Here is a 23,617-nt window from a genome sequence, read left to right as displayed (position 1 = left end):
CATCACCGCCTGCTAAAAGCGGGCTTCATTGAGGTTGCCATGAAAATTCGAGAACTGGCCCAGCATTGGGAAGAGAACGCCAAGGGTCGCTTGACCAAGACCGAGTACGCCATCCACCTGGATATGGAGTCCGCCGCGCGGCTGGCGGCCATTACCGAGATGTACCCCAAGCGCCACCCCGAAGAATTGCTCGGTGAGTTGATCGGCGCAGCGCTTGAAGAGCTGGAAGCCAGCTTCCCCTACATCAAGGGCCAGCACGTCATTGCCACCGATGAAGAAGGCGACCCCCTGTACGAAGACGTCGGCCCTACCCCACGTTTTCTGACACTGTCGCGCCGTTATCTGCATGATCTGTCAGCGAGCAGCGACGAACAGAAACACTGACTCAACCCCACAAAATCCCTTGTATTCCGGGCTCCTAAAGGGCCCGGCGTACCGCTGCGCAACGCAGAAGTTCCAACTTTTTACGCTGACCAACCAGTCAGATATTTTTTTAGGCAAATCGCCATCTTCTCTGAACTTTTGAAAAAAGCCTCCGGTCACAGCCAGTAAGCCATCACTTGGAACGGTCGTTTTAAAGGGCAATTTGCGCATCAGTGCCAAGCCCGCCGCCGCAGACCAGTGACATGGATTTTGATGTTTTTCAGGAGTTATCCAATGGAGTTGAAGACGATGAAGACCAGCACTGCCAAATCCTCGTTTAACCACCTGCGCGGGCTCAAATTGGCCGCGCTGGCAATCGGCACCAGCTTCGTTCTGGCGGGCTGCGCCGGCAATCCTCCGACCGAGCAGTACGCCGTCACCCAGTCCGCGGTAAACAGCGCTGTCAGCGCTGGCGGTACTGAGTACGCTGCGGTGGAAATGAAGTCGGCCCAGGACAAGCTCAAGCAAGCCGAGATTGCCATGCACGACAAGAACTACGACGAAGCCCGCCGCCTGGCTGAACAAGCCGAGTGGGACGCCCGCGTCGCAGAGCGCAAGGCCCAGGCCGCCAAGGCTGAACAGGCTGTGAAGGATTCCCAAAAGGCTGTTGATGAGTTGCGTAAGGAAGGCATGCGTCCAGCTGCTATCCAGCAGAAGTAAGACGCTTCCTGTGACCCAATCGCACCCGATAAAGAATTGAAAGGACGACACGACTATGCGTAAACAATTGATGATCCCTGCCCTGCTGGCGATGAGCGTTGCACTGGCGGCCTGCTCCACCCCGCCAAACGCGAACCTGGAAAACGCGCGGACCAACTTCTCCTCCCTGCAGACCAACCCGCAAGCCACCAAGCTCGCGGCCCTGGAAACCAAGGACGCCAGCGAATGGCTGGACAAGGCTGACAAGGCCTACCGCGACAAGGAAGACCAGAAGAAAGTCGACCAACTGGCCCTACCTGACCAACCAGCGCGTTGAAGTCGCCAAAGACACCATCGTGCTACGTGAATCCGAAGCCAAGCTGAAAAACGCCGGCGACGAACGTGCCCGTGCGTTGCTGGATGCCCGCGATGCGCAGATCAAGCAACTGCAGGACAGCCTGAACGCCAAGCAGACCGATCGCGGCACGCTGGTCACCTTTGGTGACGTGCTGTTCGCCACCAACAAGTCCGACCTGAAATCCAGCGGCCTCGTGAACATCACCAAGCTGGCTCAGTTCCTGCGCGATAACCCGGACCGTAAAGTGATCGTCGAAGGCTACACCGACAGCACCGGTTCCGATTCGTACAACCAAAGCCTGTCCGAGCGTCGTGCCGCTTCGGTACAACGCGCACTGGCTCAACAAGGCGTGGATATCTCGCGCATCGTGACCCAGGGTTACGGCAAGGAATACCCGGTTGCCGACAACGGCAGCGTCTCGGGCCGTGCCATGAACCGCCGCGTTGAAGTGACCATCTCCAACGACAACCAGCCCGTCAAGCCACGGTCTTCCGTTGCCAACTGATTGATTGGCGTTGGATAAGAAAACCCACCTCACGGTGGGTTTTTTTTCGGCTCGTCAAACTGGATAGTGCGATTCGTGTCCTCGGCTGGCATTTCAATCTTCGCGCTCGCATGCTCGTCCCTGCCTTGATCGCGCTTGTACCTGCGAGCGGCTTCCTGTTCCAGCGCCACATGCTGCCTTGCCATGGCCAACATGTTTTCCAATACAGGAATATGTATTTTCATCCTCGACCCAATCTATGTAGGTAGCCACTTTTTATGTGGCATTAAAGTCGAACCGGTTCCAGACATTTCCATTTCATCTGCATGACGTGCGACACCCTGTAGTACGCCACTCACGTCGTTACAGGCTGAATAGCGGATTGAGCACGCAAAAACCGCCCTGAAAGGGCGGTTTTCGAGAGGTGGCGTTTAACCGCCGACCTTGCCTGTGCCTTGGGTCTCCGGCATTTGGATCTGGCCCTGACCCTGGCCGCCACCTTGGCCATCCTGCGCGCCTTGATCGCCTTGCGCACCCTGCCCACCTTGAGCTTTTTGGGCGAGCAGTTTCTCCAACAGTTTCATCAGTTCGTCGAGGCCACCTCCGCCCTCGCTGCCCTGGCCGCCTTTAGCACCTTGTGACTGCATCTCTTTGATTTTGCTTTGAACGTCCTTGATCTGCTGATCCAGCCCCTGGTTCTGTTGAGGGCCACCGGCAACCTGTCCACCACCGCCCATGCTGCCTACACCCGGCATTGCGTTTATACCCGCCATATTTGCTCACTCCAGCGTCATGAAAAAATGGACCGATTGGTAAATCCAATCAGTCCATGATCTGTGGTGAGCACGGCAGGCGGGTTCCGGCGTGCCGAGCGGCTTATCAGTGTTAAATCATTAGTCGGCACGCAAAACGGAGCTTTCCCACACCGGCAAAAACCGCCTTCACTGCTGCAATTGCGGGGTTTCCTGCCCCATGCATCGCACAGCCTGCTTCTTGTTGTTCACCAACACGCCGCTGAGGCCTTTCTGCTCGGTGTCGAACATCACCAGCACGCCATCCACGCACTGCGCCACTTGCGCGGCCGGGGTCAGGGAGATCTTGTAGTCCTCGCCCGGCACCGTCTTGAGCATGGTGAAATCGCTGAGCAGCAAGGCATCTTCCGGCTTGGCAAAGTGCAGGTAACCGTAGAACCACAGGCAGCCAACGGTGCCGATGATGGTGCCGATACCGGTAAGGATCAGCGGGATCATGTTGCGTTCTTCGCTCATTGCGGGCTCTCTGATGAATCAACTTTAGGAAAGTTCGGAATCTCGCCCAGGCGGCGCAAGCCGTTGAAGTGCTGCGGGTCGTCCAGGTAGCGCAGCATCACCGTTTGCCAGGTCTTGTCGGCAAAGGTCTGCACATGTCCGCCCCGGGTCAACTGCAGCACCCGGGGTGGTGGCGCGGCCTGGTAGAGGCGGATGCCATTGGCCACCGGCACGATCGGGTCGTCCAGGCTGTGGAACAACAGCTTCGGCACGCCTGTGAGTTGGGGCATGGCATAGATTGCACTGTCGCCGTCCGGCACCAGCCAGGACAGGGGCACCTGAAACGGCCATGTTAACCAGGAAGTGCTCAGGGCGAATTGTCCTACGTCACGATAACTGGCGGGGACGCCGTCCAACACCAGGGCCTTGAGCTGGGATTGGCGCTCCGGATGGGCGGCCAGGTAGTGCACCGCCAACGCCCCGCCCAGGCTTTGGCCGAGAATAATCAGCGGCTGGCCCTGGGTTTGCGGCGCCTGGTCGATCCAACTGAACGCCGCGTCCACGTCCTGATAGATCGCGGGCAGCGAGGGTTTGCCTTGCGACAAGCCATAACCGCGATAGTCCAGCAACAGCACTTGGTAGCCTTGCTCGGGCAGCCACCAACTGCCGCCCAGGTGCCAGGCCAGGTTGCCGCCGTTGCCATGCAAATGCAGCACCGTGCCCTTGAGCGGCACACCGGGCTTGGCCGGCAACCACCAGGCATGGAGCTTCACGCCGTCGGCGGTGGTCAAGCTAACGTCGCGGTAGTGCAGGTGGGCTTTTTCCGGCGTGAACGGCAGGCCGGGCTCGGGGTAGAACAGCAGCGAGCTGCAGCCGTTCAATGTGAGTAGCAGGCACAGAATGCCGAGGATTCTCATCCGTTGAAGCCTCGCGAATACCACGGTTTAAAGGATATTGGAGTAATCCGCCTCGATCCGATCCAGGCTCAAGTGATTGAGGAAGTTGGAGAAGCACATCCACGCCGCCAGTGCGTTCATGTCACGGAATTGTTCCGGCAGGTACTTGGGCGGTACCACCAGGCCTTCGTCGACCAGTTGGCGCAAGGTGCGCATGTCTTCCAGGGTGGTCTTGCCGCAGAACAGCAGCGGCACTTGTTCCAGCTTGCCCTTGCGCACGGCGAGCTGGATGTAGTTGTAGACCATGATGAAGCCCTTGAGGTAGGACAAGTCCTTGGTAAACGGCAGACCGGTCGGCACCGAGCCCCGGAAAACGCGACTGGCGTTGCCGTAGCTTTCGGCCATCTCAAAGCCTTGTTCGCGGAAGAACTCGAACACCTGCAGGAAGTCGGCGCCCTCTTCCACCATATGGATGGCCCGGGTGCGGTTGGTCAGCTTGCGCAGGCGGCTCGGGTAGGAAGCGAAGGTGATGATTTCCATCAGGATCGCCAGGCCTTCCTGGGTCACGGTGGACGATGGCGGGCCTTTTGACAGGAAGGTGCAGATCGGCTGGTTCTGGCCATTGAGGGTGGTGCCGACATGCACCAGGCCTTCATGCACTTCCAGGGCGCGTACGTCGCGGTCGTTGAACATCGCGTCGGCGCGGATCTTGATATAGTCGGCACCCGCCGCCGCGTCGGCGACGATACCGTCGGACTCGAACACGCGAATGGTCTCTTCGGCCTCGCCAAACACTTTGTTCAAGCGGGTTTGCAGCAGGGCCACGGCGTCCTTGGCGGTGAGGGTCTTGGCCTCGTCCTTCAAGTCGCCACGACCGTCGATGTTGTTCAGGTAGTCCGAAAGCATCAGGCCCAAGTCAGCCAGGGTCGGGTCGCCCGCGTGGAACGCATCGGAGGCCGCACCATAGAGTTCCTGGGAAATCAGGCCGAAATCCTCGGTGCCGCGTGCTTCAAGCATGCGCACCACCATGCGGTATTCCTTGCACATGCGGCGCATGATCTGCCCGACCGGGCTGAACTGCCCGAGGCGACGGGTGATATCGCGCTCGATGTTCTGGAACTCCAGCTTCACCGCGCTGGAGTCGAACGACAGCGGCCGGTTGAGGTAGTAGTCGCGGCTCACCGCCGGCATTTCCTTGCCCTTGGCCTTGAGGAACCCCTGGCGAATAGTGTCGTCCCACTTCACGGCGTCGAGGACGCGAATCGGTGTTTGCGCCAGCACAATGCGATCAGACAAGGTGCGTATCGTCTGCTGGTAATCGTCCACCCGGTGCTTCCTCTTTAAACGTTATTTGCCCGCGCGCTGGTAGCGCACGGCTTCCACGAATACATCGGCGTTAGCCGGATCATCCAGGTAGGCAAACACCTGGTCCAAGGGGCTGTCCACCAACACGCCAGCCCCTTCGACGGTCTCCACGGTACTGCCGTGCAACGCCTTTTGGCCGATGGCTTGATGGATCTGCTCCAGATCGAGGTTGTAGACCACCAATTCATGCTTTTCGTTGATTTCGAAGCCCGCCAGAATGAAGTTCCCGCCGAGCTTGGCCGGCAGCGGCGCCGACAAATACCAGCGGCTACCATGGCGCGAAACGCTGAACAGGTACTCATCACGCTGGCCCGGCTTGGCTGTAGGGTAGCTCACGGCTTTGTAACGGTGCTCACCCACGGCGGTGATGTGCAGGTTGAGCGGCTCACCCCAGGCGTTTTTGCTCGACCATTGACCCAGCAAGGCCTGCGGTGCGGCGTCACGGGCCGGCAGCGGGTCCTTGAAGGTCACCAGGCAACCACTCAGTAGCAGGAACGACAAGGCGATTACTACCACACGCCAGGTTTTCATTGGACATCCCCCGGTGTCAGACCGAGGCCAACACCAAATGCATGTAACGCTTGAGGATCTCAAGCATCTCTTCACCGGTCAGAGGCTCTGCGCCGCCCAGCAGGCCCTGATATTCCATCCGACTGATTATCGCCGTCAACACTTTGGCATCCTGTTGTGGCTCGCGGGAGCCCAGCACCTGGAAAAACTGCCCGGTGCCCTGCAACAGAATCTGCTGGTGGGAGCGTACCAACTCGGCCAAACGCGGGTTGAGCAAGGCCTCCTGGCGGAACGCCTGCTCGGCCATCAGGTGCTCACGCCGGTTGGTCAGTTGGCGCAAGACGTAGTCGGCGGTCAGGCGCGCAATGTCATCAGCCAGTTGCGAGCGTGATTGTGGGCTGCCATCGCCATAGGCGACCATCTCGCGCAGCAGGCCCTCGTTGCGCACCCACAACTTGCCCATGAACGCGGCGCTGCGTTCGACGTATTGGGCGAAGGTATCGGTGAGCAGGTCATCGATATCCTTGAAATAGTAGGTAGTGGCCGACAACGGCACCCCCGCCTCCGCCGCCACTGCCCGATGACGAACGGCCCGTACACCATCGCGCACTACAATGCGCATGGCTGCATCGAGGATGTCTTGCCTGCGCTGCTCGCTACCCCGACGACTGGCCTTGCGGCCCTGGTACTGGACGCTTTCAGCCACGGCAGCGGCAATGCCGGCGGCGCCTTCTTGAGCGGTTACGCGGTTCACGACACACATCCTTGAATAGATCAAAACCTGGCGCTGTTTGCTTGACGCTTAAAGACGCCACATAAAAAAGCCGCCTTATAAAAGGCGGCTTCGGATTTCGCTTCGGTTACGCTTGTGGCCGCATGTGCGGGAACAAGATCACGTCGCGGATCGACGGCGAGTTGGTCAACAGCATCACCAAACGGTCGATGCCGATGCCTTCACCGGCCGTTGGCGGCATGCCGTACTCCAGGGCACGGACGAAGTCAGCGTCGTAGTGCATGGCTTCGTCGTCACCGGCGTCCTTGTCGGCCACCTGGGCCATGAAGCGCTCGGCCTGGTCTTCCGCGTCGTTCAACTCGGAGTAGGCGTTGGCGATTTCGCGGCCGCCGATGAACAGCTCGAAGCGGTCGGTGACGTTCGGGTTGTCGTCGTTACGACGGGCCAGCGGCGACACTTCGAATGGGTACTGGGTAATGAAGTGCGGCTGCTCCAGCTTATGCTCGACCAGCTCTTCGAAAATCATCACCTGCAGTTTGCCCAGGCCTTCGAAGCCCAGCACCTTGGCGCCGGCTTTTTTGGCGATGGCGCGGGCCTTGTCGATGTCGTTCAGGTCGTCAGCAGTCAACTCAGGGTTGTACTTGAGGATCGAATCGAACACCGACAGACGCACGAACGGCTCGCCGAAGTGGAACACCTTGTCGCCGTACGGCACGTCGGTGCTGCCCAGGACCAGCTGCGCCAGCTCGCGGAACAGTTCTTCGGTCAGGTCCATGTTGTCTTCGTAGTCGGCGTAGGCCTGGTAGAACTCCAACATGGTGAATTCTGGGTTGTGACGGGTCGAAACGCCTTCGTTACGGAAGTTGCGGTTGATCTCGAACACTTTTTCGAAGCCGCCAACAACCAGACGCTTGAGGTACAGCTCCGGCGCGATACGCAGGAACATTTCCATGTCCAGCGCGTTGTGGTGGGTTTCGAACGGCTTGGCTGCGGCACCACCGGGGATGGTTTGCAGCATCGGGGTTTCCACTTCCAGGAAGTCGCGCTGCATCAGGAAGGTACGGATGTGCGCGATCACTTGCGAGCGCACACGGAAGGTGTGGCGCACTTCTTCGTTGACGATCAGGTCAACGTAGCGCTGGCGGTAGCGCTGTTCGGTGTCGGTCAGGCCGTGGTGCTTGTCCGGCAGCGGGCGCAGCGACTTGGTCAGCAGGCGCACGCTGGTCATTTCCACATACAGGTCGCCCTTGCCGGAACGGGCCAGGGTGCCTTCGGCGGCGATGATGTCGCCCATGTCCCAGGTTTTCACCGAGGCCAGGGTTTCTTCCGGCAAGGTCTTGCGGTTGACGTAGACCTGGATGCGACCGGTCATGTCCTGGATCACCATGAACGAGCCACGGTTGAGCATGATGCGACCTGCCACCTTGACCGGGATCGCTGCCTCTGCCAGCTCTTCCTTGGTCTTGTCCGCGTATTGCTTCTGCAAGGCATCGCAGTAGTTTTCGCGGCGGAAGTCGTTGGGGAAGGCATTGCCCTTGGCGCGCTCGGCAGCAAGCTTTTCCTTGCGCAGGGCGATCAGGGAGTTTTCTTCCTGTTGCAGGGCCTGGTCGAGTTGTTGGTCGCTCATGTCTTTAAATTTTCCATCACAGAATTAGGGTGTTACAGGCCTGATTTCAGGCTGGCTTCCAGATACTCGTCGATGTCGCCATCGAGCACCTTGTCACAATCGCTGCGTTCGATGTTAGTGCGCAGATCCTTGATCCGCGACGCATCGAGCACATAAGAGCGGATCTGGTGACCCCAGCCGATATCCGACTTGGTGTCTTCCAGCGCTTGGGACGCGGCGTTGCGTTTCTGCATTTCCTGCTCGTACAACTTGGCCCGCAGCATTTTCATGGCGGTGTCTTTGTTGGCGTGCTGGGAACGTTCGTTCTGGCAGCTGACCACGGTGTTGGTCGGTACGTGGGTGATACGGACGGCCGAGTCGGTGGTGTTTACGTGCTGACCACCGGCACCGGAGGAGCGGTAGGTGTCGATGCGCAGGTCGGCCGGGTTGATCTCGATCTCGACCTTGTCGTCGATCTCTGGCGAGACGAACACCGCAGAGAACGAAGTGTGGCGACGGTTGCCGGAGTCGAACGGGCTCTTGCGTACCAGGCGGTGTACGCCGATCTCGGTGCGCAACCAGCCAAAGGCGTATTCGCCCTTGATGTGCACGGTCGCGCCCTTGATACCGGCAACTTCACCGGCGGACAGTTCCATGATGGTCGCTTCGAAACCGCGTTTGTCTGCCCAGCGCAGGTACATGCGCAGCAGGATGTTGGCCCAGTCCTGGGCCTCGGTGCCACCGGAACCGGCCTGGATGTCCAGGTAAGCGTTGTTCGGGTCCATCTCGTGGCTGAACATGCGGCGGAATTCGAGTTTGGCGAGGTTTTCCTCGAGACGGGCCAGCTCGGCGACGACATCGCCCACTGCGCCTTCGTCGTTTTCTTCGACGGCCATGTCCAGCAGGTCACGGCAATCGGCCAGACCGGTGTTCAGTTCGTCGAGGGTATCGACGATCTGCGCCAGCGCAGCGCGCTCGCGGCCCAGTTCCTGGGCGTATTCAGGTTTGTTCCAGACAGCAGGATCTTCAAGCTCGCGATTGACTTCGGTCAGACGCTCATGCTTTTGATCGTAGTCAAAGATACCCCCGAATAGTTTCGGAGCGCTCGGACAGGTCCTTGATGGTGTTAAGGATCGGGTTGATTTCCATGGCGGGCAGCACTCGTTGGCGAACTTTTGAAAGCCGGCGAGTATAACGGGAAATGGGGGGGAGCGGCAGTCCGCTGGGCGAAAAGGGTTGGGGTTGGTGGGGGGGCATATCCGTTATTTGGGTAACGGCCACTTAGGGTTCCGCCCTTACGGCGGGTCACTTTCGAAAAGCGCGAAAGTAACCAAAGCGCTCTTGCCCCAACACTCGGCACCTCGCCTAGGCTCGGTGTGCCCGTAATCCGACAGTGATTTGGGGGGGCCGCCGCCACGCGCCATCCATGGCGCGGGGCGGCTAAACCGGCATCCCTGCCGGTTTACCCCCCAAATCCCTGCCGAATTCCGGCCAGCGTGTTTGACGGGGCGCTTAAGATCAAAATCAAAAACAAAGCCAGAGCCAGAGCCAGAGCCAGAGCCAGAGCCAGAGCCGGAGCCAGAGCCAGAGCTGAATTGGATCTGCTTTTCTGTGGGAACTGGCTTGCCTGCGATGGCATCAACTCGGTGTGCCTGATGTACAGAGGTGTCTGCATCGCAGGCAAGCCAGCTCCCACATTTTACCGAGTTAGACCAAACAATACCGGTCGGCTCTAAGGCCGCCACGCTCTTGCTTCTGCTTTTGATCTTAGGCGCCCCGTCAAACACGCTGGCCGAACGCAGGCTTGAATCCGTGGGTAACCCGGCAGGACGCCGGGTTAGCCGCGCTGGGCCAAGGATGGCCCATCGCGGCGGCCCACGGATTCAAGCCGGAGTGAGGGCACACCGAGCCTAAGCGAGGTGCCGAGTGTTGGGGCGAAGCGTTTTTGGTTACTTTTTGCGCTTTTCAAAAAGTGACCCGCTGTAAGAGCGGAACCAATAGCAGCCGTGACCGCAGCAACGGATATGTACACAGAAGCACTCAGCCCTACTCAATCCCCACCTGATTCCGCCCATTATGCTTAGCCGTATACAACCCCTTATCCGCCGCCAAGATCACCTGCCGGCAATCCGTCCCCTGCTGCGGCGTCATGGTCGACAACCCAATGCTAATCGTCAGGCTCGACCCCTCAGTCGGCGCGTTATGCGGAATCTTCAACGCAGCCACCGCCATGCGCAGCTTCTCAGCCACCAACCGCGCACCGCCCGGCGAGGTATTAGGCAGCACCAGGGCAAACTCCTCCCCTCCATAGCGCGCCGGCAAATCCGAAGGCCGACTGCTGGCCTCACGAATGGTCGCCGCCACCTTGCGCAAGGCTTCGTCACCCTCAACGTGCCCAAAACTGTCGTTATAGGTCTTGAAGAAATCCACATCAATCATCAACAACGACAACTGAGTCTGATCACGCATGGCCCGACGCCACTCCAGCTCCAAATATTCATCAAAGTGACGACGGTTGGACAGCCCGGTCAGGCCATCAGAGTTCATCAGCCGTTGCAGTACCAGATTGGTGTCCAGCAACTGTTGCTGGCTGACCCGCAGCGCACGATAAGCCGCATCCCGCTGCAACAGGGTCATGTAGGACCGCGAGTGATAGCGAATGCGCGCCACCAATTCGATGTTGTCCGGCAGCTTGACCAAGTAATCATTGGCCCCTGCAGAAAAAGCCGCGCTCTTGATCAGCGGATCTTCTTTGGTGGACAGCACGATAATCGGGATATTCGCGGTGGCCGGATGATTGCGGTATTCGCGCACCAAGGTCAGACCGTCGAGGCCCGGCATCACCAGATCCTGCAGGATCACGGTCGGCTTGATGCGGATCGCCTGGGCAATCGCCTGGTGTGGATCGGCGCAGAAGTGGAAGTCGATATTTTCTTCATGGGCCAGGCCGCGTCGCACGGCTTCGCCGATCATGGCCTGGTCGTCGACCAGCAACACCATGGCGGCATTTTCGTCGGTCTTGATGTCGTCGATCTGTAAATCATTCATGTGCAGTCACCTGAATTACTACCTGCCAGCCAGCACCGCGGGAGGTCATGTTCATTTTGCAAAGACCTCCAGCAATCGGGGCGCAATTCTATCCAGTGGGCGAATTTCAACAGCAGCATCAATTGCCGCCGCCGCTTTGGGCATGCCATACACCGCCGAGCTTTGCTGATCCTGGGCGATGGTTAAATAACCTTGTTCACGCAGCAACTTGAGGCCCTGGGCCCCGTCACGCCCCATGCCGGTCAGCAGCACGCCGACGGCATCGCCATTCCAATGGCTGGCCACGCTTTCGAAAAACACGTCGATCGAAGGCCGGTAAATCTCGTTCACCGGCTCTGCGGTATAGGCCAGCGTGCCATTTTTCAGCAAACGAATGTGGTGGTTGGTGCCGGCCAGCAGCACCACGCCGCTTTGCGGGGGCTCGCCTTCACGGGCCAGGCGCACCGGCAGGCCGGAAGCGCTGCCCAGCCACTCGGCCATGCCGGCGGCGAACACTTGGTCCACATGCTGCACCAGCACAATGGCGGCGGGAAAGTCCCGGGGCAAACCCTTGAGCAGGATTTCCAGGGCAGCCGGACCACCGGCCGATGAACCGATTGCCACCAGGCTCTGGCGTTTACCGGTCATTCGCGGCGCAACGGTTTCGGCACGTACGCGGCTGCCGCGCTGGCCGATCAGCCAGCCGATATTGAGGATCTTGCGCAGCAGCGGCGCCGCCGCATCCTTGGGGTTGCCCACGCCCAGGGGCGGTGTGTCCACCACGTCCAACGCGCCGTGGCCCATGGCTTCAAATACCCGGCTGACGTTGGCCTGACGGTCGACGGTCACGATCACAATGGCGCACGGGGTCTCGGCCATGATCTGGCGGGTGGCTTCCACGCCGTCCATCACCGGCATGATCAGGTCCATCAGGATCAGGTCCGGCGTCAGTTCAGCGCAGCGCTGCACCGCTTCGAGGCCATTGGCGGCCACCCAGACGACTTGATGCGCGGGCTCGAAGCTCAAGGCGCGGCGCAAGGCCTCCACTGCCAGGGGCATGTCATTGACGATCGCAATCCTCATGCCCGCGCGCCTCCGATCAGTTCCACCACGGCATCCAGCAGGGCATCATCATGGAAACTGGCTTTGGCTAAATAATAGTCGGCACCGGCGTCCAGTCCACGACGTCGGTCTTCTTCGCGATCCTTGTAGGACACCACCATCACCGGCAACGATTGCAGGCGACTGTCTCGGCGCAAGAGTGTGACCAATTCAATACCGTCCATACGAGGCATATCAATATCAGTGATCAACAGGTCAAAGTCTTCGGAGCGCAAGGCGTTCCAGCCGTCCATGCCATCGACCGCCACGGCCACTTCATAACCACGATTAAGTAACAATTTACGTTGCAGTTCACGCACGGTCAGCGAGTCGTCCACCACCAACACGCGTTTACGCGGTGCCTCAGTGGCTTGTTGGCTACGCCGCGCGATACGTTCCAGGCGGCCGGTGTTGAGCAGTTTGTCCACCGAACGCAGCATATCTTCGACATCGACGATCAGCACCACCGAGCCGTCATCCAGCAACGCGCCAGCGGAAATATCCTGGACCTTGCCCAGGCGATCATCCAGCGGCAGCACCACCAGGGTACGCTCGCCGATAAATCGCTCCACGGCAATCCCATACACCGCATCACGCTCGCGGATCACCACGACTTTCAAGGTGTCCGACTGGCCCTGCCCCGCCGGACGCTGCAACAACTGGCTGGCGGCAACCAGGCCGACGTGCCGGCCTTCGTGCCAGAAATGCTGGCGACCTTCCAGTTGCACGATATCGTCCGGCGCCAGGTCGCACATGCGCTCAATGTGAGCCAGCGGAAAGGCGTAGGCTTCTTCGCCGACTTCCACCACCAGGCTGCGCACCACCGACAGGGTCAATGGCACCTCCAGGTGGAAGCGGCTGCCCTGCCCCGCCGTCTGCTCCAGCACCACCGCGCCGCGCAGTTGGCGAACCATATGCTGCACCGCGTCCAGGCCGACGCCGCGCCCGGACACTTCGGTGACCTTGTCACGCAGGCTGAACCCCGGCAGGAACAGGAACGTCAGCAACTCTTCTTCGCTCAGGCGCAGGGCGGTTTCCAGCGGCGACAGATGCCGGTCGACGATGGTGCCGCGCAGCCGTTCCAGGTCGACGCCATTACCGTCATCGCTCAATTCCAGCACCAGCAAGCCGGCCTGGTGGGACGCGCGCAGGCGGATCAGGCCTTCAGCCGGCTTGCCTGCGAGCAGGCGTTGCTCAGGCATTTCGATGCCGTGGTCGACCGCATTGCGCAACAAATGGGTGAGCGGCGCTTCGAGTTTTTCCAGCACATCACGGTCGACCTGGGTCTTTTCGCCCTCGATCTCCAGGCGTACCTGTTTGCCGAGGCTGCGGCCAAGGTCGCGCACCATGCGCACTTGCCCGGCCAGCACATCGGCAAACGGGCGCATGCGGCAGGCCAAAGCGGTGTCGTAGAGCACCTGGGCGCGCTGCCCGGCCTGCCAGCCAAACTCGTCCAGCTCGGCGGTTTTTTCCGCCAGCAGGGCCTGGGCTTCGCTGAGCAGACGGCGGGTGTCGGCCAGCGCCTCTTGAGCTTCCAGGTTCAGATTTTGGGTCTTGAGTTGCCCGTCCAGCGCATCCAGGGCCCGCACGCTCTGGTTTTGAATGCGCTTGAGGCGCTGCAGGCTGGCCAAATACGGCTTGAGCCGCTGGGTTTCCACCAAGGATTTGCTCGACAGGTCCAAGAGGCTGTTCAAGCGCTCAGCGGTAACCCGCAGCACGCGCTCGCCGCCTTCGGTCATGCGTTTGTTCTGGCGCAGCGGCTCGGCAACCACCGGCGGCGCAGGCTCGGGTTCCGGCGGCAGTTCTTCAACGACAGGTACAGGCTCTGGCGGCGGCGCCACAGGCTTGACCGGCGCCTGGGACGGGTCCAACAGGCGCTCCATCAACGCCACATAGGCTTCGATATCCGCCGGCCCCACGTTATTGCCGGGCGTGGCGATGCGCATCAGCAGGTCGGTGCCTTGCAGCAACGCATCAATATGTTCGGGTTGCAGGTACAGGCGGCTTTCCTGGGCGCTGACCAGGCAATCTTCCATCACATGGGAGACGCTGACCCCGGCGTCGACCCCGACGATACGCGCCGCCCCCTTGAGCGAGTGAGCGGCGCGCATGCAGGCTTCAAGCTGATCGGCCTGGGTCGGGTTGCGTTCCAGGGCCAGCAGGCCCGCGCTCAGCACCTGGGTCTGCGCGTCGGCTTCCAGGCTGAACAGCTCCAGCAGCGAGGCATCGCGCATCTGGTCGGGGGTCATGTGAGGCTCCGGGTCACGGCGGACAACAATTGCACCTCGTCCAGCCAACGCAGGCTGCGACCTTTCCACTGCAACACGCCTTGGGTGTAGCGCGCGCTGGCCTGGGTGCCGGAGGCCGAAGCCGCCTTCAAGGTGCGCTCATCGATGGCGTGGATCCCGTCGACTTCATCCACCGGTACCACCACCGGGCCATCCTGTGCGGCAATGATCAGCATGCGCGGCATGATGCGGCCGCCGCTGGCGCCGTTGCTGGTGACATCCAGGCCCAGCAGTTCCACCAGCGACAGGCACGCCACCAGCGCACCCCGCACATTGGCCACGCCGAGCAAGGCGCGCGAGCGTTGGTGCGGCAGGGAATGTATCGGTTGCAACGGCGCGACTTCCACCAGGCAACGGGTGGCAATGCCCAGCCATTCTTCGCCGAGGCGGAACATCAGCAACGAACGGGTGACCACATCTTCGCCCAGCTCGACAGCGGCATGCGGGCGATGCGCGTCCTGCTGCAAGGCGTAGCGGTCCAGCAAGCGCGTGGCTGCCGCCGAGTACACCGAGCAGTTGCGGCAATGGATATGGTCTGCCAACAGCGGGCAGGATTTGTCGCCATGGATGCCGATGCGGTTCCAGCAGTCGTCGATGGCTTGGGTGTCGGCCAGGGTCAGGTCCAGGCCTGCGGTGTCGAGCGCCTCGGTGTTACTCATCGTTTGGACTCACTGTCAGCTCGCTCGCTACGGGCAGCCCGCGCCTGCAAGCGGCGCGCTCCCGCACTATCGCCCTGGGATTCGAGCAACGCGGCCAGGTGCATCAAGGCCTGCGGGTGCTGGGGTTCCAGGTACAAGGCTTTTCGATAATAACCCTGGGCCTCCAGGGCACTGCCGGCCACATCACTCAACAACCCGAGCCAGTAGAACACCTGGGCAGCCGGCGGGTGGTTGCTCAGATACTGTTCGCACGCGGCGCGGGCTTCGGCACTCTTGCCTTCATTGGCCAGGGTGGCGATGCGGCTGAGCAGGTCGCCCGCATCGGTGTGCGGCGCCTTGATCGGCACCACTTGAGCGCTGGCCGTGCTGAACGGCCGTGGCTTGCTCGGAATCGGCGCCGCACTGCGTTGCGGGATAGGCGCGGCAATCGGCACAAACACGGGTTCAGGCTTGACCGGCTCGGCATGCCGACTGAACGCAAACGACTGCGGCACCCCAATCGAACGCATGCCATGGCGCCCCAACAAGCTGCCTTCGGCCGGGCCGATAAACAGCACGCCGTCCAAATGGGTCAGGCCCTTGAGCACATCGAAAACCTGCTTCTGGGTCGGCTGGTCGAAGTAGATCAGCAGGTTGCGGCAGAACACGAAGTCGTAGCTCGCCTCATTCGCCAGCAAGCCCGGATCAAGCAGGTTGCCCACCTGCAGGCGCACCTGTTCGCGCACACGGTCGGCAATGTGGTAACCGTCGCCATACTCGGTGAAATGGCGGTCGCGAAAGGCAATATCGCCACCGCGAAACGAGTTCTTGCCATACACCCCGCGCCGCGCACGCTCCACCGACAGCGGGCTGACATCCAGGCCCAGCACCTTGAACTGGTGCGGCGCGAGGCCAGCGTCCAGTAATGCCATGGCAATCGAATAAGGTTCTTCACCGGTGGAGCACGGCAGGCTGAGGATGCGCAGTGCGCGCATCTGCTTGATTTCGATCAGCCGCGCCTTGGCCAAGCGGGCCAGGGTCGCGAACGATTCGGGGTACCGGAAAAACCAGGTCTCCGGGACGATTACCGCTTCGATCAGCGCCTGCTGCTCATCCTCGGAACTTTGCAGGTGCTGCCAGTACTCGCCGGCCGTCTGCGCATTGACGGCCTGGCTACGCTGGCGCAACGCGCGCTCGATGATGGCTTCGCCCACCGATGCCACATCCAGGCCGATGCGCTCTTTAAGGAAGGCAAAGAAACGCGGATCGCTGCTCATAGGCTCAGCTCGGCAGAAAACAGCACGGCGCGCACCTCATCGGTGAGCAGGTCATTCACGCCGATCCATTGCATCAAGCCCAACGCGTCTTCACGCACCGGCCCCAGGTACGGCGCCTGGCGGTTGTCGAGGCCATAGGGCTGAAACTCCGCCGGGTCGCAGCGCAACGTGTCGGTGGCCTGCTCCAGGATCAGCCCCAGCCAGCGCGCTTCAATCCAGGGCTCGGGCTGGTAATTGACCAGCACCAGCCGCGTGCTGGTACGCGCCTGGGCGGCGGTGCCGAAGGTCAAGGCGCTGAGGTCGATCACCGGCACCAGTGCACCACGGTGGGCAAAAATGCCCGCCACCCACAGCGGCGCATGGGCGATGGGTTTCAAAGGCAGGCGCGGCAGCACCTCGGCCACTTCGGTGGCCTTGAGGGCGTAACGTTCGTTGCCGATGTGGAACACCAGGAACAACGCCTTTTTCGCTGCCGGGACGGCGCCGCGTTTAGCCGCGAGGTCGCTCATCAGACTTTGAAGCGCGACACGCCGCTGCGCAGACCGACCGCCACCTGACTCAGCTCGTCAATGGCAAAGCTGGCCTGACGCAGGGACTCGACGGTCTGGCTGCTGGCATCGCCCAGTTGCACCAGGGCGTGGTTGATCTGCTCGGCACCGGTGGCCTGGGCCTGCATGCCTTCGTTGACCATCAACACCCGCGGCGCCAGGGCCTGCACCTGATGGATGATCTGCGACAACTGCTCGCCCACTTGCTGCACTTCAAACATGCCGCGACGCACTTCTTCGGAGAACTTGTCCATGCCCATCACGCCAGCGGACACCGCCGACTGGATCTCGCGCACCATCTGCTCAATGTCGTAGGTGGCCACGGCCGTCTGGTCGGCCAAGCGACGCACTTCGGTGGCCACCACGGCAAAACCGCGACCGTATTCGCCGGCTTTTTCAGCCTCGATGGCCGCGTTGAGGGACAGCAGGTTGGTCTGGTCAGCAACCTTGACGATGGTCACCACCACTTGGTTGATGTTGCCGGCCTTCTCATTGAGGATCGCCAGCTTGGCGTTGACCAGGTCGGCCGCGCCCATCACCGAGTGCATGGTTTCTTCCATGCGTGCCAGGCCTTGCTGGCCGGAACCGGCGGCGACCGAAGCCTGGTCGGCGGCGGTGGACACTTCGGTCATGGTGCGCACCAGGTCCTTGGACGTGGCCGCGATTTCGCGGGAGGTGGCACCGATTTCAGTGGTGGTCGCAGCGGTTTCAGTGGCGGTGGCCTGTTGCTGCTTGGACGTGGCAGCAATCTCGGTGACCGAGGTGGTGACCTGCACCGACGAACGCTGGGCCTGGGATACCAGGGCCGTCAGCTCGGTCATCATGTCGTTGAAGCCGGTTTCCACCGCATTGAATTCGTCTTTGCGCTCCAGGTTCAAGCGCTTGCTCAGGTCGCCGTCGCGCATGGTTTCGAGGATATCGACGATGCGTTGCATCGGCGCCATGATCGCGCGCATCAGCAGCAGGCCACACAGGCCGGCGGCGAGGATGGCGACGACCAGCGATACGAACATGCTGATTTTAGCAGCGGAAACCGCATCATCGATGGCGTTGGTCGCACGGTCGGCGACGTTCTTGTTCTCGGTGATGATGTCGTTGAGCTTCATGCGGCCTGCGGTCCAGGTCGGCGTCAGCTGCGTATCAAACTCTTTGCGGGCGGCCGCCAGGTCACCGCGTTGCAGGCTGTCGAGCACCGTGGACAGGCTCTTGTTGTAGGCCTGGTGCAGGGCTTCGAATTTGTCGAACTCGGAACGGTCTTCACTGCCGGCAATAGTTTTGTCGTAGTTGCTCATCTGCTGCAGGATGCGCGCTTCAAAGGACTTGAACTCCGCCCGATCAGCGTCGCTCAGTTGCTTGTTCTCACGCAGGCCCAGCAATTCAAGGGTCTGCAGGTAGCTGTCGACCCAGGCGCTACGGATCATTGAACTGAGATAGACCCCCGGCACCGCGTCATCGCGCACCGCGACTTCGCTGGTTTCGATCTTCAGCAACCGTGAATAGGAGACCACAACCATTAACAGCATGATGGCGATAATGACCGCAAAGCTTGCCAAGATCCGTTGGCGCAAGGTCCAGTTCTTCACAGTAATTCCTCGAAGGGCCGATCAAATGCCGGGGAGTATAGCTGAGCAGAAGCCCTCATTTATCAACGGGTTTTGATGTAGCGCTCACAGAATGCAAAAACACCCCGGGCCTTTATGGCATCCGGGGTGTTTTCGATAAAGCGACGGGCTCAGAGCGCCGCTTGGCGCACCTGTTTTTCCAGCTCCAGCTTCAAACCCGGCTCCAGTTTCAGTTGACGGGCCAACTCATCGAGGTAGGCCTTTTCCATGAAGTTTTCCTCATCCACCAGCATCACACTGGCGATGTACATCTCGGCAGCCATTTCCGGTGTGCCGGCAGCCCGCGCTACGTCGGCCGGGTCGAGGGGTTTGTTGAGTTCGGCGTGCAGCCAGCTTTGCAGTTCGCGGTCATTGTCCAGTTTGGTGAATTCGCCCTCGATCAGCGCGCGCTCGCGCTCATCCACATGGCCGTCAGCCTTGGCGGCGGCGACCAGTGCCTTGAGGATGCCTTGGCTGTGTTGCTCGACCTGGGCCGGTGGCAGTCGGTCGATGGTCTGCGGTTCGCCTTGTGGCGCATTGGCTTGGCTGGCCTGCCAGTTGCCATAGGCTTTGTAGGCAATCACGCCCAATGCGGCCAAACCACCGTAGGTCAGGGCTTTGCCGCCGAATTTGCGGGCTTTTTTGTTACCCAACAGCAAGCCCATCGCGCCGGCCGCCAAGGCACCGCCGCCCGCGCCACCGAGCAGGCTGCCCAGGCCGCCACCGCCGAGCAAACCGCCCAGTGCACCTTTGTCGTCCTGTTTACGCTGGCCGCCAGCCTTGTTTTGCAACATGTCCTGGCCAGACTTGAGCAACTGATCGAGCAATCCACGGGTATTCATTCGTAGCCTCCAGACACTAGGGTTCATAGGACCAATAGGCCCCCAGCGTAAAACTAAGTGCCAAAAAGCCTCGATCTAGAGTGCTTCCAGATGTAACGCGGCCGCCCTTCGCTTAAATCGATATACACTCGAACAAATCTATAAAAACACCCCACTGGTAATTCCAGCATGATGACCTTGCGTCAAATCCGGCATTTTATCGCCGTGGCCGAGACCGGCTCGATCTCTGCCGCCGCGCAGACGGCGTTCATTTCCCAGTCCACCCTGACCCTGGCGATCCAGCAATTGGAGCAGGAAATCGGCGTTAACCTGTTCAACCGGCATGCCAAGGGCATGACCCTGACCCACCAGGGCCATCAATTCCTGCGCCAGGCGCACCTGATCCTTGCCACCGTCGACAACGCCAAACGCAGCCTGCAACAGAGCACTGATCAGGTAGCCGGGCAACTGATCATCGGTGTGACCAGCCTGGTGGCCGGTTATTACCTCGCTGACCTGCTGACGCGATTCCAGCGCGCCTACCCCAATGTGGAAATCCGCGTGATGGAGGATGAGCGCCCGTACATCGAGCATTTGCTGGTCAGCGGCGAAATCGATGTGGGCGTGCTGATCCTCTCCAACCTCGAAGACCGCCATGCCTTGCAGACCGAAGTCCTCACCCACTCCCCGCACCGCTTGTGGCTACCGGCGCAGCATCCACTGCTGGAACACGACAGCATCAACCTGGCCGATGTGGCGCGTGAACCGCTGATCCAGCTGAACGTCGATGAAATGGGCCACAACGCCCAGCGCATGTGGACCGGCGCAGGCCTGCAACCGCGCGTGACGTTGCGCACCGCCTCCACCGAAGCCGTGCGCAGCCTGGTGGCCGCGGGCCTCGGCGTGTCGATCCAGCCGGACATGACCTACCGACCGTGGTCGCTTGAAGGCGACATCATTGAAGCGCGCCCGATCGCCGACCTCAGCCAGACCCTCGACGTGGGCCTGGCGTGGCGCCGTGGCACCGCACGCCCAGCGCTGGTGGACCCGTTCCTGACGGTGGCCCGCGAACAGCCGCACCCGCGCAAGCCATCTATTTAATCGAATGCTGCATTCAGTATTTAGTATTTGTTGACCTCGCGCCTGACCTCTAGTCTCTGTTCATCCCATAAGAGAAGGTCAGGCGCCTTGTAAGAGAACGCCCATGGCCACACAAGAAAAGAGATCGCGAAAAATGTCCGGCGCGCCCACCCCGCTGCTCACTGCGTTGCTGATCGACGGCGAACTGGTCCAGGGCCAGGGGTTTGCCGAGCCGATCCTCAACCCGGCCACCGGTGAAGTGCTCACTCAGATCGCCGAAGCCAGCACAGAGCAGGTCGAAACCGCGATCCTCGCCGCCCACCGCGCCTTTGCCGGCTGGTCGCGCACCACGCCGCAGCAGCGTTCGAACATCCTGCTCGGCATCGCCGACGCCATCGAAAAACAAGCTGATTACCTGGCCCGCCTCGAATCCCTGAACTGCGGCAAGCCGTTGCACTTGGCCCGCCAGGATGACTTGAGTGCCACCGTCGATGTATTCCGCTTCTTCGCCGGAGCCGTGCGTTGCCAGACCGGGCAGTTGAGCGGTGAATACCTGCCCGGTTACACCAGCATGGTGCGTCGCGATCCGATTGGCGTAGTGGCCTCGATTGCGCCGTGGAACTACCCGTTGATGATGGCCGCGTGGAAGATCGCCCCAGCCCTGGCCGCCGGTAATACTTTGGTGTTCAAACCGTCGGAACACACGCCGCTGTCGATCCTGGCCCTGGCGCCCGTGCTTAAAGAGCTGCTGCCACGTGGTGTGATCAACATTCTGTGTGGCGGCGGCGAAGGCGTCGGCAGTCACTTGGTCAGTCACCCCAAGGTGCGCATGGTCTCGCTGACCGGCGATATCGTCACCGGGCAGAAAATCCTGCAAGCCGCCTCCAAAACCCTCAAACGCACACACCTGGAATTGGGCGGCAAGGCGCCGGTGATCGTGTGCAACGACGCCGACCTGCAAGCTGTGGTCGAAGGCGTGCGCGCCTATGGCTATTACAACGCCGGCCAGGACTGCACCGCCGCGTGCCGCATCTACGCCCAGGCCGGGATCCACGACAAACTGGTGGCTGAGCTGGGCGTGGCGGTCAGCAGCCTGCGTTTTGCCGGCAAGCGCGATGCCGACAATGAGCTCGGCCCGCTGATCAGCACGCGTCAGCGCGACCGCGTCGCCAGTTTTGTCGAACGCGCCCTCGGCCAGCCGCATATCGAACGCATCACCGGCGCCGCCGTGCATTCCGGTGCGGGCTTCTATTACCAGCCGACCTTGCTCGCCGGCTGTAAACAGAACGATGAAATCGTGCAGCGCGAAGTGTTCGGCCCGGTGGTCACCGTGACCCGTTTCGATGAGCTGGAACAGGCGGTGGACTGGGCCAACGACTCCGAATACGGCCTGGCCTCCTCGGTGTGGACCCAGAACCTGGACAAGGCCATGCAGGTGGCGGCGCGCCTGCAATACGGCTGCACCTGGATCAACAGCCATTTCATGCTGGTCAGCGAAATGCCCCACGGCGGCTTGAAGCGCTCGGGGTATGGGAAGGATCTGTCCAGCGATTCGCTGCAGGACTACAGCGTGGTGCGCCACATCATGGCGCGCCACGGCCAGCATCTTTAAAACAACAACTAAGCTGTTGCGTTACCGGCTTCAAACACTGCCCCGACCATAATTAAAGAAGAGGGAACCCCCATGTCTGCGCACAAGACCGCACTGCTCAGTGCCCTGACCACCGCGCTGCTGGCCAGCGCCAGCCTCCAGGCCGCTGAACCGCTCAAAGCGGTGGGCGCCGGTGAAGGCCAGTTGGATATCGTCGCCTGGCCCGGTTATATCGAACGTGGCGAAAGCGACAAGGCCTACGACTGGGTGACCGGTTTCGAGAAGGAAACCGGCTGCAAGGTCAACGTGAAAACCGCCGCCACCTCTGACGAAATGGTCAGCCTGATGGCCAAGGGCGGGTATGACCTGGTCACCGCATCGGGCGATGCGTCGTTGCGGTTGATCGTCGGCAAACGTGTGCAGCCGATCAACACCTCGCTGATCCCCAACTGGAAGAACATCGACCCGCGCCTGAAAGATGCGCCGTGGTACGTAGTCGGCCAGCAAACCTATGGCACCCCGTACCAGTGGGGCCCGAACGTGTTGATGTACAACACCAACGTGTTCAAGACCGCGCCCACCAGCTGGAATGTGCTGTTCGAAGCGCAGAACCTGCCGGACGGCAAGCCGAACAAAGGTCGCGTGCAGGCGTATGACGGCCCGATCTACATCGCGGACGCGGCGCTGTACCTCAAGTCGACCCAGCCGGAACTGGGCATCCAGAACCCCTATGAACTGACTGAAACCCAGTACAAGGCCGTGCTCGAATTGCTGCGCGCGCAACAACCGCTGATCCACCGCTACTGGCACGACACCACCGTGCAAATGAGTGACTTCAAGAATGAAGGCGTAGTGGCCTCCAGCGCCTGGCCGTATCAGGTCAACGGCCTGCAGAACGAGAAACAGCCGATTGCCTCGACCATTCCAAAGGAAGGCGCCACCGGCTGGGCCGACACCACCATGTTGCACGCCGAGGCCAAGCACCCGAACTGCGCCTACAAGTGGATGGATTGGTCGCTGCAGCCGAAGGTCCAGGGCGACGTTGCCGCCTGGTTCGGTTCGCTGCCGGCGGTGCCTGCGGCGTGCAAGGAAAGCGAATTGCTCGGCGCCGAAGGCTGCAAGACCAACGGTTTCGACCAGTTCGACAAGATCGCCTTCTGGAAAACCCCGCAGGCTGAAGGCGGCAAGTTCGTGCCTTACAGCCGCTGGACCCAGGATTACATCGCGATCATGGGCGGCCGCTAAGGGTCCCTGCAGAAACTGCTTCTTGTGGTGAGCAGGCTTGCCCTGCGCGGGGCAAGCCCGCTCACCACAAAAGCCCGATTTTCACCGTTTCAGCGCAGCACCCATGCATCCTCGTTTTTTCAGAAGTCCAGGCCGGGCC

22 protein-coding genes and 1 pseudogene are annotated in these 23,617 nt (G+C 60.9%); 6 read left to right on the top strand and 17 right to left on the bottom strand.

Features of this window, described 5'->3' with window-relative positions; all coding sequences use genetic code 11:
- Window positions 1-39 precede the first annotated feature (39 nt).
- The 3 genes and pseudogenes from AYR47_RS13400 to AYR47_RS13390 all read left to right on the top strand — a co-directional run bounded on the left by AYR47_RS13400 (window position 40) and on the right by AYR47_RS13390 (window position 1,925).
- Window positions 40-384 (top strand): hypothetical protein, encoded by a 345-nt coding sequence (locus tag AYR47_RS13400; protein WP_033902821.1) that lies wholly within the window; start codon window positions 40-42, stop codon window positions 382-384.
- A gap of 273 nt (window positions 385-657) precedes the next feature.
- Entirely contained in the window at window positions 658-1,083 is a 426-nt protein-coding gene (locus AYR47_RS13395) for a DUF4398 domain-containing protein (RefSeq protein WP_033902822.1), read from the top strand.
- Window positions 1,084-1,138: 55 nt separating this feature from the next.
- Window positions 1,139-1,925: pseudogene (locus AYR47_RS13390) on the top strand (OmpA family protein).
- A gap of 29 nt (window positions 1,926-1,954) precedes the next feature.
- On the opposite strand, the gene AYR47_RS13385 reads toward AYR47_RS13390, so the two are convergent.
- The 17 genes from AYR47_RS13385 to AYR47_RS13295 all read right to left on the bottom strand — a co-directional run bounded on the left by AYR47_RS13385 (window position 1,955) and on the right by AYR47_RS13295 (window position 19,583).
- On the bottom strand, window positions 1,955-2,149 hold the full coding sequence (locus AYR47_RS13385; RefSeq protein WP_061435517.1) for a hypothetical protein: 195 nt from the start codon (window positions 2,147-2,149) through the stop codon (window positions 1,955-1,957).
- Window positions 2,150-2,335: 186 nt separating this feature from the next.
- Window positions 2,336-2,677 carry a hypothetical protein gene (locus AYR47_RS13380; RefSeq protein ID WP_082461958.1) on the bottom strand — a complete coding sequence of 114 codons (342 nt, stop codon included), beginning with the start codon at window positions 2,675-2,677 and terminating at the stop codon, window positions 2,336-2,338.
- A 168-nt stretch (window positions 2,678-2,845) separates the two neighbouring features.
- Entirely contained in the window at window positions 2,846-3,172 is a 327-nt protein-coding gene (locus tag AYR47_RS13375) for a hypothetical protein (protein ID WP_017738324.1), read from the bottom strand.
- Complete coding sequence (locus tag AYR47_RS13370) at window positions 3,169-4,068, bottom strand: alpha/beta hydrolase (protein ID WP_033902825.1); 900 nt, start codon at window positions 4,066-4,068, stop codon at window positions 3,169-3,171. The genes AYR47_RS13375 and AYR47_RS13370 overlap by 4 nt, the downstream gene beginning before the upstream one ends.
- A gap of 27 nt (window positions 4,069-4,095) precedes the next feature.
- Window positions 4,096-5,373, bottom strand: a complete 1,278-nt coding sequence (locus AYR47_RS13365; protein WP_033902826.1) for a flavohemoglobin expression-modulating QEGLA motif protein — start codon at window positions 5,371-5,373, stop codon at window positions 4,096-4,098.
- A 21-nt stretch (window positions 5,374-5,394) separates the two neighbouring features.
- Window positions 5,395-5,943: a hypothetical protein gene (locus tag AYR47_RS13360; protein ID WP_061435515.1), complete on the bottom strand. Its 549-nt coding sequence runs from the start codon at window positions 5,941-5,943 to the stop codon at window positions 5,395-5,397.
- Window positions 5,944-5,959: 16 nt separating this feature from the next.
- Entirely contained in the window at window positions 5,960-6,676 is a 717-nt protein-coding gene (locus tag AYR47_RS13355) for a TetR/AcrR family transcriptional regulator (RefSeq protein WP_016979842.1), read from the bottom strand.
- A 106-nt stretch (window positions 6,677-6,782) separates the two neighbouring features.
- Window positions 6,783-8,282, bottom strand: a complete 1,500-nt coding sequence (gene lysS, locus AYR47_RS13350) for a lysine--tRNA ligase (protein ID WP_033902829.1) — start codon at window positions 8,280-8,282, stop codon at window positions 6,783-6,785.
- 32 nt (window positions 8,283-8,314) lie between these two features.
- Window positions 8,315-9,410, bottom strand: a protein-coding gene (gene prfB, locus AYR47_RS13345) for a peptide chain release factor 2 (protein WP_100215725.1) whose coding sequence is annotated in 2 segments (ribosomal slippage) — window positions 8,315-9,337 and window positions 9,339-9,410 — 1,095 coding nt in all. Because the reading frame shifts where the segments join, the coding sequence is not laid out codon by codon here.
- An 897-nt stretch (window positions 9,411-10,307) separates the two neighbouring features.
- On the bottom strand, window positions 10,308-11,309 hold the full coding sequence (locus AYR47_RS13330) for a diguanylate cyclase domain-containing protein (RefSeq protein WP_033899969.1): 1,002 nt from the start codon (window positions 11,307-11,309) through the stop codon (window positions 10,308-10,310).
- A 51-nt stretch (window positions 11,310-11,360) separates the two neighbouring features.
- Complete coding sequence (locus AYR47_RS13325) at window positions 11,361-12,371, bottom strand: chemotaxis response regulator protein-glutamate methylesterase (RefSeq protein ID WP_033899968.1); 1,011 nt, start codon at window positions 12,369-12,371, stop codon at window positions 11,361-11,363.
- Complete coding sequence (locus AYR47_RS13320; RefSeq protein WP_033899966.1) at window positions 12,368-14,638, bottom strand: hybrid sensor histidine kinase/response regulator; 2,271 nt, start codon at window positions 14,636-14,638, stop codon at window positions 12,368-12,370. The genes AYR47_RS13325 and AYR47_RS13320 overlap by 4 nt, the downstream gene beginning before the upstream one ends.
- Entirely contained in the window at window positions 14,635-15,336 is a 702-nt protein-coding gene (locus tag AYR47_RS13315) for a chemotaxis protein CheW (RefSeq protein ID WP_033899964.1), read from the bottom strand. Before AYR47_RS13315 ends, AYR47_RS13320 begins: the two co-directional genes overlap by 4 nt.
- Window positions 15,333-16,592 carry a CheR family methyltransferase gene (locus AYR47_RS13310; protein ID WP_061435511.1) on the bottom strand — a complete coding sequence of 420 codons (1,260 nt, stop codon included), beginning with the start codon at window positions 16,590-16,592 and terminating at the stop codon, window positions 15,333-15,335. Before AYR47_RS13310 ends, AYR47_RS13315 begins: the two co-directional genes overlap by 4 nt.
- Window positions 16,589-17,101 carry a chemotaxis protein CheW gene (locus tag AYR47_RS13305; RefSeq protein ID WP_033899959.1) on the bottom strand — a complete coding sequence of 171 codons (513 nt, stop codon included), beginning with the start codon at window positions 17,099-17,101 and terminating at the stop codon, window positions 16,589-16,591. Before AYR47_RS13305 ends, AYR47_RS13310 begins: the two co-directional genes overlap by 4 nt.
- Window positions 17,101-18,723 (bottom strand): methyl-accepting chemotaxis protein, encoded by a 1,623-nt coding sequence (locus tag AYR47_RS13300; protein ID WP_033899957.1) that lies wholly within the window; start codon window positions 18,721-18,723, stop codon window positions 17,101-17,103. Before AYR47_RS13300 ends, AYR47_RS13305 begins: the two co-directional genes overlap by 1 nt.
- 149 nt (window positions 18,724-18,872) lie before the next feature.
- The gene (locus AYR47_RS13295; RefSeq protein WP_033899955.1) at window positions 18,873-19,583 is read right to left on the bottom strand and encodes a tellurite resistance TerB family protein; all 711 of its coding nucleotides are present in this window, start codon (window positions 19,581-19,583) and stop codon (window positions 18,873-18,875) included.
- Window positions 19,584-19,751: 168 nt separating this feature from the next.
- On the opposite strand from AYR47_RS13295, the gene AYR47_RS13290 reads away from it, so the two are divergent.
- The 3 genes from AYR47_RS13290 to ydcS all read left to right on the top strand — a co-directional run bounded on the left by AYR47_RS13290 (window position 19,752) and on the right by ydcS (window position 23,478).
- The gene (locus AYR47_RS13290; protein ID WP_003209548.1) at window positions 19,752-20,663 is read left to right on the top strand and encodes a LysR family transcriptional regulator; all 912 of its coding nucleotides are present in this window, start codon (window positions 19,752-19,754) and stop codon (window positions 20,661-20,663) included.
- Between the two features lie 133 nt (window positions 20,664-20,796).
- The gene (locus AYR47_RS13285; RefSeq protein WP_061435510.1) at window positions 20,797-22,254 is read left to right on the top strand and encodes a gamma-aminobutyraldehyde dehydrogenase; all 1,458 of its coding nucleotides are present in this window, start codon (window positions 20,797-20,799) and stop codon (window positions 22,252-22,254) included.
- Between the two features lie 72 nt (window positions 22,255-22,326).
- A complete protein-coding gene (gene ydcS, locus AYR47_RS13280; RefSeq protein ID WP_061435508.1) occupies window positions 22,327-23,478 on the top strand; it encodes a putative ABC transporter substrate-binding protein YdcS in 1,152 nt (383 codons plus the stop codon).
- Window positions 23,479-23,617 lie beyond the last annotated feature (139 nt).

Source organism: Pseudomonas azotoformans (assembly GCF_001579805.1).
Lineage (GTDB): Bacteria > Pseudomonadota > Gammaproteobacteria > Pseudomonadales > Pseudomonadaceae > Aquipseudomonas > Aquipseudomonas azotoformans_A.
The sequence above is the reverse complement of the archived record's forward strand: the minus strand, read 5'-3'. Positions and strand labels throughout refer to the sequence as shown.

Bases quoted from the DNA above. Each gene is read 5' to 3' on its own strand.
- AYR47_RS13305 (WP_033899959.1), bottom strand. From the start codon at position 17,101: ATGAGCGACCTCGCGGCTAAACGCGGCGCCGTCCCGGCAGCGAAAAAG.
- lysS (WP_033902829.1), bottom strand. From the start codon at position 8,282: ATGAGCGACCAACAACTCGACCAGGCCCTGCAACAGGAAGAAAACTCC.
- AYR47_RS13315 (WP_033899964.1), bottom strand. From the start codon at position 15,336: ATGAGTAACACCGAGGCGCTCGACACCGCAGGCCTGGACCTGACCCTG.
- AYR47_RS13360 (WP_061435515.1), bottom strand. From the start codon at position 5,943: ATGAAAACCTGGCGTGTGGTAGTAATCGCCTTGTCGTTCCTGCTACTG.
- ydcS (WP_061435508.1), top strand. From the start codon at position 22,327: ATGTCTGCGCACAAGACCGCACTGCTCAGTGCCCTGACCACCGCGCTG.
- AYR47_RS13330 (WP_033899969.1), bottom strand. From the start codon at position 11,309: ATGAATGATTTACAGATCGACGACATCAAGACCGACGAAAATGCCGCC.
- AYR47_RS13375 (WP_017738324.1), bottom strand. From the start codon at position 3,172: ATGAGCGAAGAACGCAACATGATCCCGCTGATCCTTACCGGTATCGGC.
- AYR47_RS13325 (WP_033899968.1), bottom strand. From the start codon at position 12,371: ATGAGGATTGCGATCGTCAATGACATGCCCCTGGCAGTGGAGGCCTTG.
- AYR47_RS13285 (WP_061435510.1), top strand. From the start codon at position 20,797: ATGTCCGGCGCGCCCACCCCGCTGCTCACTGCGTTGCTGATCGACGGC.
- AYR47_RS13320 (WP_033899966.1), bottom strand. From the start codon at position 14,638: ATGACCCCCGACCAGATGCGCGATGCCTCGCTGCTGGAGCTGTTCAGC.
- AYR47_RS13370 (WP_033902825.1), bottom strand. From the start codon at position 4,068: ATGAGAATCCTCGGCATTCTGTGCCTGCTACTCACATTGAACGGCTGC.
- AYR47_RS13310 (WP_061435511.1), bottom strand. From the start codon at position 16,592: ATGAGCAGCGATCCGCGTTTCTTTGCCTTCCTTAAAGAGCGCATCGGC.
- AYR47_RS13295 (WP_033899955.1), bottom strand. From the start codon at position 19,583: ATGAATACCCGTGGATTGCTCGATCAGTTGCTCAAGTCTGGCCAGGAC.
- AYR47_RS13400 (WP_033902821.1), top strand. From the start codon at position 40: ATGAAAATTCGAGAACTGGCCCAGCATTGGGAAGAGAACGCCAAGGGT.
- AYR47_RS13385 (WP_061435517.1), bottom strand. From the start codon at position 2,149: ATGAAAATACATATTCCTGTATTGGAAAACATGTTGGCCATGGCAAGG.
- AYR47_RS13380 (WP_082461958.1), bottom strand. From the start codon at position 2,677: ATGGCGGGTATAAACGCAATGCCGGGTGTAGGCAGCATGGGCGGTGGT.
- AYR47_RS13290 (WP_003209548.1), top strand. From the start codon at position 19,752: ATGATGACCTTGCGTCAAATCCGGCATTTTATCGCCGTGGCCGAGACC.
- AYR47_RS13395 (WP_033902822.1), top strand. From the start codon at position 658: ATGGAGTTGAAGACGATGAAGACCAGCACTGCCAAATCCTCGTTTAAC.